This is a genomic window from bacterium (genome assembly GCA_035529855.1).
Classification (GTDB): Bacteria; RBG-13-66-14; B26-G2; order WVWN01; family WVWN01; genus WVWN01.
Genome location: DATKVX010000033.1, coordinates 23,675 through 32,188, shown reverse-complemented (window position 1 = coordinate 32,188; position 8,514 = coordinate 23,675). Strand labels below are relative to the sequence as shown.

Below are 8,514 nucleotides of genomic sequence, written 5' to 3'. Positions count from 1 at the left end.
CGTCGTCCTCACCGGCGTCGGCTCCGCCTTCTGCGCCGGCGCCGACCTCAACTGGATGCGCGCCGTCCGCGACTTCACGTACGAGCAGAACCTGGAGGAATCGAACCAGGTGGCCGCGGTGATGCGGCGTATCTACGACTGCCCGCTGCCGACCATCGCCCGCGTTAACGGCCCGGCCATCGGCGGCGGCGCGGGCCTCGTGGCCTGCTGCGACCTGGCGGTGGCCGCCGAGAGCGCCCGCTTCAGCTTGAGCGAGGTCAAGCTGGGCCTCATCCCGAGCTGCATCTCGCCGTACGTTATTAAGAAGATAGGCGAGGGGCCGGCGCGGGGGTTCTTCCTCACCGGCGAGCGCATACCGGCGGATAAAGCCCGGGCCATCGGCCTGGTGAACGAAGTGGCCAGGGAGGGCGAGCTCGACGTCGTCGTCGCGAAGTGGGTCAGCCAGCTCGTGACCTCGGGCCCCGTCGCGATCGCGAAGTGCAAGGAGCTCATCAGGAACGTGCCGCAGATGGACCTGGACGAGGCCGGCCCCTACACCGCGGAGATGATCGCGAAGATGCGCACGTCCGAGGAGGGCCAGGAGGGCATGGCGGCCTTCCTCGAGAAGCGCAAGCCCAAATGGGCGGAGTGATGAAGGCGAAGACGAACCCGCTGGATAAAACGTACCTGACACCGGCCGAGAAGAAAGCGGTGGCGACTTTCGTACGCGGGATTCGGAAGGCGCTGGGCGATGACCTCGTGGGCGTAACGTTGTTCGGGTCTAAAGTCCGCGGCGACTACGGCCCTGAATCGGACGTCGACTTACTCATCCTCTTGCGCGTTAAAAATTATAAAGCCGAAGATAAAATTTTTAGTATCCTCGTAGACGTGGAGTTAGCGACGAATACACCCCTTTCGCCTATCGTCTATTTCCGGCGCCGTTACGAACGGAGTAAGCGGTTAGGTTCGCCGTTTATAAAAACGGTGGAGGCGGAGGGGGTCGCGCTGTGAGCGATGAAGCAATAAGTTTAGCTCGGTGGCGACTCGAATCCGCTAAAGCGCGTTTGGCCGAAGCCCGCAATTCATTAAAGACCCGCGGTTACCCCGGCGCGATTAATAGAGCTTATTACGCGATTTTTACAGCCTTACGTGCCCTTCTCGCTTTGAAACGGATTGATAGTAAGACTCACCAGGCTGCATTCCTTTTGTTCCAGAAACATTACGTTAAGACGGGTTTATTCCCGAGGGAACTGGCCGAGTTAGCTAAGAGGGCGAAGGGAATTCGCGAAGCGGCCGATTACGACGATTATATCGAGGTTGCGGCGGACGACGCCCGGCGCGAAATGAACGCCGCGGCCAAGTTCATCGCCGCTGTGGAGAAGTTGATGGAAGCCGGCAAGGATGTTGAACGAGAAGGCGGAAAGAAAACGAAAAGGTAACGCGGAGGGCCAGGAGGGCATGGCGGCCTTCCTCGAGAAGCGCAAGCCCGGCTGGGCGGAATAAATGTTCGAAAAAATCCTCATCGCGAACCGCGGCGAGATAGCCTGCCGCGTCATCCGGGCCTGCCGCGAGCTGGGCGTGCGCGCCGTCGCCGTATACTCGGACGCGGACGGAGGTAGCGAATGAGTTTTATATATTGTTCCAAATGCGGTTCGGTAGTAACTATGGTACCTAAACCCGGTAAGAGTTACGAATGCCAGAAATGCGGCACCGTAGTAAAAACGCCGTCTGATTATGTTCCGAAAACCGTTGCCGACTATAAACCGTTTCGAACTTATATTAGATATCCCGCGTTAAAGACAATAACTACTGTTTTTCGCTTTTTGGGTTGGATTATAATCTTATTAGCCTGCATTTCCTTTTTCATTAGTTTAATTTTGGCTGTTAAATATAATAGCGGTTCTTTATTACTAACTTTATTGCTAACGAGTATCGTTTCGTTGATAGGAGGCGGGTTTTGGGCTTTAATATGTTTTGCTCTCGCCGAGAGTATCGAAGTATCTATCGATATAGAGGAAAATACCCGAACAGCTAAAGATATATTAGAATTAATAAAGAAATATCCGCGTCCTTCCCAATAAATCGTATCGTTGTTTACTTTCCGAGTTTAATATAGTCGTTTTATTATGTTCAACCGTCTCCTCATCGCGAACCGCGGCGAGATAGCCTGCCGCGTCATCCGGGCCTGCCGCGAGCTGGGCGTGCGCGCCGTCGCCGTATACTCGGAGGCCGACCGCGGGGAATTATACGAGGGTATAGCGGACTCCCTAGATAAGACCAAACCTAAGAGGGCGGAGTTATATGGCGGAGAGTTTTAACGAATTATTACTAACTACGCTTATTAATTCGCCACATCTAAGCGAGGAAATCGAGCGCCCTTTAAATAGACTTTTTTTAGAAAATGTCGGGACGTTTTTAACTACGAAAAATAGGATAGAGCGTAAAGAAACTGCGGTTCAAGCTATAAAAGAGCTTTGGACGATTTGGGAAAGACAAGATGCTTTCGTACCTTATTTAGAAAGATTAAAAACGACCGAAGTTGCCGCTTTAATATTTGACGAAGATAACCGGGACCATTTAGTACATTCTTTATACGTATATTTATTAGGCCATTATTTAATTAGTGTATCCGGTATTATAAGGGAGAATTGTTGGGACGACAAAGAGTACTTCTTGTTCGAATGGGGGATGACGGCGTCATTGCACGATATTGCATACCCTTTAGAATTACATAGTAAACAAATAGGAAGTTTTTTAGAAAAGGAATTCCCTGACGAAAAGGATAAAACCGTTTTAGGTTTTAGAATTACCGATGAGGTATTAGTTAGACTTAGCGAAGGTGATTTCGATTTATGGGATTATTTACGCAATTATTTTATTACGGAGTGCGGGATAGAGGACTTCGATATAAAAAAATACTTTGAGAGGGAATGTTCGAATAAAGGAATTATAAACCACGGTATTTTCGGTGGCCTATTCGTTTTAAGAAAGTTTCTTAATATGGGCGAATTCGATTCTAGTATTATGGATATCGCTGGCGCCATAACCCTTCACAATTTAGAAAAGGACATTCGTTTAGATTTAGAAGATAACCCTTTGGCGTATTTACTCGTATTAGCTGACGAACTCCAAGATTGGGATAGGCCTTCTATAGATAAGGACTTAATACCTCCAACTGGGGTAAATATTTCCGCATCGGGTGAAGAAGGAGAAGAGATTATTTGCAAGACGATCCTTCCTCGTCATATTATTGCCGAAAAGGAAGAACTACTAAGTAGAAAGCTAAATGATAAGCACGTTTTTATCGAGTTCCGCCCTGTTTTGCCTTATTGATGTTTAAAAAAATCCTCATCGCGAACCGCGGCGAGATAGCTTGCCGCGTCATCCGGGCCTGCCGCGAGCTGGGCGTGCGCGCCGTCGCCGTATACTCGGAGGCCGACCGCGCGGCCTTACATGTCGCTCGAGCCGACGAGGCCTACTGCATCGGCCCCGCGCCGCCGCTCGAGTCCTATTTAAATATAGAGAAGATAGTCGAGACCGCGAAAGAGGCCGGCTGCGAAGCGGTCCATCCCGGCTACGGCTTCCTGGCCGAGAACGGTGCCTTCGCCGACGCCTGCGCCGAAGCGGGGTTGGCCTTCATCGGCCCGAGCGGCGACACCCTCCGCTTGGCGGGCGACAAGCTCGGCGCCCGCCGGACGATGACCGCGGCCGGCGTCCCCATCATCCCCGGGATGTCCGCCGGCGCCGGCGAGGCCGACGACGTTACGGCCGAGGCGGGGAAGCTCGGCTACCCCGTAATGGTCAAGGCCGCGGGAGGAGGCGGCGGCAAGGGGATGCGCGTCGTGTGCGGCGACGGCGAGTTGGCCGAGTGCCTGGAGGCGGCGCGCCGCGAGGCCAAAGGCGCTTTCGGCGACGACACCGTTTATCTGGAGAAGTACGTCGAGAGGCCGCGCCACGTCGAATTCCAAATCCTGGCGGACGCGCGCGGTAATGTCGTCCACCTCTTCGAGCGCGAGTGCTCCATCCAGCGGCGCCACCAGAAGATCGTCGAGGAGTCGCCGTCGCCGGCGCTGGACGCGAAGCTGCGGAAGAAGATGGGCGAGGCGGCGTGCGAGGTCGCCCGCGCCGTGGGGTATACCAACGCCGGGACCGTCGAGTTTCTGTTGGACGAAAATAAAAATTTCTATTTCCTCGAGGTCAACGCCCGCGTCCAGGTCGAACACCCGGTGACGGAAATGGTTATAGGGGTGGATATAGTAAAGGCGCAGCTCGCGATAGCCGCCGGCGAAAAGTTGCCTTTCGCGCAAAAGGACGTGAGCCGGCGCGGCCACGCCGTCGAGTGCCGCATCTACGCCGAGGACCCGGCGGCGAACTTTCTCCCTTCGGCCGGCAAGATTTTGTTCCTGCGCGAGCCGCGCGGCCCGGGGGTCCGGTTGGACGGCGGCATCTACGCCGGATACGACGTGCCGGTTTATTACGACCCCATACTGGCGAAGTTGATTACGTGGGGCGCGGACAGGGAAGAAGCGCGGCGCCGCATGGCCGAAGCGCTGCGGGAATATGTTATAATTGGTATCGGAACGACGATACCGTTCTTGCGCGACGTTATCGACCACCCGGCCTACGTCGCCGGCGAGACCAATACCGGCTTCATAACCGACCACTTCGACGGTTGGCGGGAGGAGGTGCCGGAGGGCTTGATGGAGAAGGCGCTGGCCGCGGCGGCGGTGGCCGAGATGGCCGCGGGGCCCGCGATGCGCTACTCCGACGGCGGCTCGGGCCGGGCGGCGGGGGGGGGGCCGACGCCCTGGCAGACCGTCGGGCCGTGGGAGATAGGCCGGGGGGCGTGATTACTTAATACATGGAGTATGAATTCCAATCCGGCGACGGCGAATACGCGGTAACGGTCGAGAAGAGCGGCGACGGCTTCCGCGTCACGGTCGACGGCCGCGCGATGGAGGTCGACCTCGTCGCCGCGGAACCGGGTTGTTATTCGTTCGTGGCGGACGGCGAGGTTACGGACGTCGTCGTCGTGCGCGACGGCTCGAGGCGCTACGTCGCGGTGGGCGGGCATTCTTTTATACTCGAGGAGGGGGGAGGCCGGGAGCAGCGCGCCGCCGCCGCGGTGGAGGACGTCGTCGCCGGCATCCAAACGATTCGCGCGCCGATGCCCGGCAAAGTGGTCAAGATCGCCGCCGCGGAGGGCGACGCCGTCGAGAAGGGGCGAACCGTCGTCGTCGTCGAGGCGATGAAGATGGAACACCCCCTTACGGCCGCGGGGCCGGGCATCGTAAAGAAGATATCGTGTCAAGAAGGGCAAAACGTCGACGCCGACCAGCCGTTGGCCGAAGTAGAGATCGAGGGGAACGGCTAGGTTCGGCTTTATTTTTAATACCGCTTAAAAGAGGATGAAAATGGATTTCAACTTGAACGACGAACAGAAGATGATGCGCCAGGTGGCCGCGGAAATAGCGGACGAGCAGCTCGCGCCCAAGGCCGAGGAGATGGAGGAGAATCGCGAAATCCCGGGCGAGCTCCTCGCGTTCCTCGCCGAGCAGGGCTATTTCGGCATGTTCCTCCCCGAGCGATACGGCGGCGCCGAGCTCGACTTCGCCACGTACGCGCTGACGATCGAGGAGTTCTCGCGCGGTTCGCCGGCGGTGGCGCTGGTGGTATCGGTGCAGAACGCGCTGGTGGGCAAACCTATCCTGACGTACGGCACCGAAGGCCAGAAGGAGAAGTACCTGGCCCGGGTGGCCTCCGGCGAGTTGCTGGGCGCGTTCTCGATTACGGAAGAGGATGCCGGCTCGGACGCGGCCAACGTCCAAACGACCGCGGCGAAGAAAGACGGCGGCTACGTCCTCAACGGCCGTAAGCTATACGTTACCAACGCCGGCTTCGCCGGCCTCTTCCTCGTCGTCGCTTCCACCGACCCGGCGGCCGGCGGCAAGGGCTTGTCCTGCTTTTTAGTGGAGAGGGACGCGCCCGGCTTCACGGTCGGCGAACGCTTCGACGGGATGGGGATGCGGGCGTTGGACGTCCGCCGGCTCGAGTTCAAGAACTGCGAGGTGCCCGCCGACGCCCTCCTGGGTGCCGAAGGCGAGGGCCTCAAGATCGCGCTCGCCAGCCTGGACGGCAGCCGCATCGGCGTGGGGGCGCAGGCCGTCGGCATAGGCCAGCAGGCGTTCAACGAGGCCAAGAAGTACGCGGGAGAACGCGAGCAGTTCGGCCGGCCCATCCTGAGCTTCCAGGCCATACAGTTTTACCTGGTCGAGATGGCGACGCGCCTCGAGGCGGCGCGGTTCTTGACGCTCCGGGCCGCGACGCTGGCGGACGCCGGCGAGCCGTTCTCCGCCGAGGCCGCGATGGCGAAGCTCTACGCCTCCGAGGCCGCTAACTTCTGCGCCAACCTCGGCGTCCAGATCCACGGCGGCTACGGCTATATGAAAGATTACGTCGTCGAGCGGTTCTTCCGCGACGCCCGCGTAACCGAGATCTACGAGGGGACCTCCGAGGTGCAGAAGTTGGTAATCGCCGGAAAGCTTCTGAAAGGATAAACCCATGCTGGACTATATCGAGTACGAGGATTTTCGGGCCGAGGTAAAGGCCAAGGTCGACGAGATCGTCGCGCCTCACGCCGCGGCCATAGACGCCGACGACCATATTCCCGACGAGGTCATGAAGGCCATCGGCGAAGTCGGATGGTTCGGCGCCCTGGCGCCCGCCGAGTACGGCGGCCTGGGATGGGACACGGTCCGGTACGCCATTATGGTGGAGGAGGTATCGCGGGCGTCGGGGTCGGCGGGCGTCATGCTTGCGGTCCAGGGCTCGCTGGTCACCTACCCGCTGCAAAAGTACGGGACGGAAGAGCAGATAAAAGAATATATGCCCAAGTTCGCCTCCGGCGAAGTAATGGGTTCCTTCGGCCTTACCGAGCCGGGCGCCGGTTCCGACGCCGGCAACACCAAGACCACCGCCGTCCTCGACGGCGACGAGTGGGTCATCAACGGCCAGAAGTGTTTCATCACCAACACCAAGCGCGACTGGCCCGTCGTCTGCTTCGCGACGGTGCGGACCGACCCCGATAAGTCCAAGGGCGTCTACGGCGTCAGCTCCATAATCGTTCCCGTGGATGCGCCGGGGTTCAACTACGGCCGCAAGGAGAACAAGATGGGGTTGCGCGGCTCGGATACCAGCGAGATATTTTTCGAGGACTGCCGCGTCCCCCAGAAGAACCTGCTCGGCGAGGTCAACGAGGGTTTCAAGATCTTCATGGTGGCGCTGGACGCGGGCCGCATAAGCATCGGCGCTATGGCGCTCGGCCTGGGCCAGGGCGCGTTCGACCTCGCCGTCAAGCATGCGGAAAATCGCGTCCAGTTCGGCAAGCCCATCGGCACCAAGCAGGCCATACAATGGAAAATAGCCGAGATGGCGACCAAAGTCCGGGCGGCGCGCTTCCTAGTTTACTCCGCCGCCGCGCTTAAGGACGCCGGCCTCCCCTATACCAAAGAGGCCGCGATGGCGAAGTACTACGCCTCGCAGGTGGGGCGCGAAGCGGCCTACGACGCCATACAGGTCCACGGCGCGCTGGGGTACGATAAATCCTATCCGCTGGAGCGCATCTACCGCGACGTCAAGCTCGACGAAATAGGCGAGGGGACGAGCGAGATTCAAAAAATCGTCATAAGCCGTAACATTTTACAGCTTAAAAAGAAAAAATAACCGACGCGCCGGCGGGATTCCGTTATGGCGCCGACGGTGAAGCGAATGGTAACTATAAGAAAAAGAAAACCGCCGCAGTTCCTTAAGGAGGTTATCGAGCGGGTCGTCAAAGCGGCAAGCCCTAGCCGCGTAATACTGTTCGGCTCGCAGGCCCGAAACGACGCCGACGCGAGAAGCGACGTCGACCTGCTGGTCGTAGTTGAAAGCGTAAGGTCACGACGGGCGTTGGCGGCTAAAATCTATGAGGCGCTCGCGGATATCCACGTCCCGGCCGATGTCGTGGTAGCCACCGAAAACGATTTAAGGAAAAACCGCGGTGTGCGGGGGGCGCTGGTCAACCGGGCCGTCGAGGAGGGCGTGACGTTATATGCCGCGCAGCGGCCGACGTAAACTAATTGAAACGTTGATGCGGAAAGCCCGCGCCGATTACGGCGTCCTTTTAAAGCTCGGGTCGGAGCGCGACGAGTATGACCTCGTCTTCGGTTTCCATGCTCAACCGGCGATCGAGAAGGCGTTAAAGGCGGTCATTGCGGCTTCGGGCTTAGAATTCCCGTTAACGCATAATGTCTCGGTCCTTTTAGATATAATAAAAAAGGCGAAAGTGGAGAATAAGCCGACGGTATCCGAACCGGGCCTCTTGACCGTATTCGCGGTAGAGTACCGTTACGAGGATTACGACGAACCCCCGCCGGATATAGACCGGGCGAAGTTAACCGCGGAGGTTGAACGTGTTGTTAAGTGGGCTGAGGAAACCGTAAAAATCGAGGCCCCGAAGCGGCGGTGAAATGAAGTTCAGCTTACGGGAAATTGAAG

The 8,514-nt window shown here is 58.0% G+C and carries 10 protein-coding genes and 2 pseudogenes; all 12 read left to right on the top strand.

What is annotated here, in order from left to right:
- Positions 1-631 (top strand): enoyl-CoA hydratase-related protein (locus VMX79_03100; GenBank protein ID HUV86077.1); only part of this gene is annotated, 631 nt, incomplete at its 5' end.
- Positions 631-990 carry a nucleotidyltransferase domain-containing protein gene (locus VMX79_03095; GenBank protein HUV86076.1) on the top strand — a complete coding sequence of 120 codons (360 nt, stop codon included), beginning with the start codon at positions 631-633 and terminating at the stop codon, positions 988-990. The genes VMX79_03100 and VMX79_03095, both read left to right, overlap by 1 nt.
- Positions 987-1,418, top strand: a complete 432-nt coding sequence (locus tag VMX79_03090) for a HEPN domain-containing protein (GenBank protein HUV86075.1) — start codon at positions 987-989, stop codon at positions 1,416-1,418. The genes VMX79_03095 and VMX79_03090 overlap by 4 nt, the downstream gene beginning before the upstream one ends.
- Positions 1,419-1,482: 64 nt before the next feature.
- A pseudogene (locus VMX79_03085) lies at positions 1,483-1,599 on the top strand (biotin carboxylase N-terminal domain-containing protein).
- Between the two features lie 506 nt (positions 1,600-2,105).
- Positions 2,106-2,243 (top strand): annotated as a pseudogene (locus tag VMX79_03080) (biotin carboxylase N-terminal domain-containing protein).
- A 37-nt stretch (positions 2,244-2,280) separates the two neighbouring features.
- Positions 2,281-3,312 (top strand): hypothetical protein, encoded by a 1,032-nt coding sequence (locus VMX79_03075; protein ID HUV86074.1) that lies wholly within the window; start codon positions 2,281-2,283, stop codon positions 3,310-3,312.
- Positions 3,312-4,829 (top strand): acetyl-CoA carboxylase biotin carboxylase subunit, encoded by a 1,518-nt coding sequence (accC, locus tag VMX79_03070; GenBank protein HUV86073.1) that lies wholly within the window; start codon positions 3,312-3,314, stop codon positions 4,827-4,829. The genes VMX79_03075 and accC overlap by 1 nt, the downstream gene beginning before the upstream one ends.
- 11 nt (positions 4,830-4,840) lie before the next feature.
- Positions 4,841-5,353, top strand: coding sequence for a biotin/lipoyl-containing protein (locus tag VMX79_03065; protein HUV86072.1), 513 nt, complete (start codon positions 4,841-4,843; stop codon positions 5,351-5,353).
- Positions 5,354-5,387: 34 nt separating this feature from the next.
- Positions 5,388-6,536: an acyl-CoA dehydrogenase family protein gene (locus VMX79_03060; GenBank protein ID HUV86071.1), complete on the top strand. Its 1,149-nt coding sequence runs from the start codon at positions 5,388-5,390 to the stop codon at positions 6,534-6,536.
- A 4-nt stretch (positions 6,537-6,540) separates the two neighbouring features.
- Positions 6,541-7,701: an acyl-CoA dehydrogenase family protein gene (locus VMX79_03055; protein HUV86070.1), complete on the top strand. Its 1,161-nt coding sequence runs from the start codon at positions 6,541-6,543 to the stop codon at positions 7,699-7,701.
- A 45-nt stretch (positions 7,702-7,746) separates the two neighbouring features.
- A complete protein-coding gene (locus tag VMX79_03050) occupies positions 7,747-8,091 on the top strand; it encodes a nucleotidyltransferase domain-containing protein (protein ID HUV86069.1) in 345 nt (114 codons plus the stop codon).
- Positions 8,069-8,485, top strand: coding sequence for a HEPN domain-containing protein (locus VMX79_03045; protein ID HUV86068.1), 417 nt, complete (start codon positions 8,069-8,071; stop codon positions 8,483-8,485). The genes VMX79_03050 and VMX79_03045 overlap by 23 nt, the downstream gene beginning before the upstream one ends.
- Positions 8,486-8,514: the final 29 nt, after the last annotated feature.

Bases quoted from the DNA above. Each gene is read 5' to 3' on its own strand.
- VMX79_03075 (HUV86074.1), top strand. From the start codon at position 2,281: ATGGCGGAGAGTTTTAACGAATTATTACTAACTACGCTTATTAATTCG.
- VMX79_03095 (HUV86076.1), top strand. From the start codon at position 631: ATGAAGGCGAAGACGAACCCGCTGGATAAAACGTACCTGACACCGGCC.
- VMX79_03055 (HUV86070.1), top strand. From the start codon at position 6,541: ATGCTGGACTATATCGAGTACGAGGATTTTCGGGCCGAGGTAAAGGCC.
- VMX79_03045 (HUV86068.1), top strand. From the start codon at position 8,069: ATGCCGCGCAGCGGCCGACGTAAACTAATTGAAACGTTGATGCGGAAA.
- VMX79_03050 (HUV86069.1), top strand. From the start codon at position 7,747: ATGGTAACTATAAGAAAAAGAAAACCGCCGCAGTTCCTTAAGGAGGTT.
- accC (HUV86073.1), top strand. From the start codon at position 3,312: ATGTTTAAAAAAATCCTCATCGCGAACCGCGGCGAGATAGCTTGCCGC.
- VMX79_03065 (HUV86072.1), top strand. From the start codon at position 4,841: ATGGAGTATGAATTCCAATCCGGCGACGGCGAATACGCGGTAACGGTC.
- VMX79_03060 (HUV86071.1), top strand. From the start codon at position 5,388: ATGAAAATGGATTTCAACTTGAACGACGAACAGAAGATGATGCGCCAG.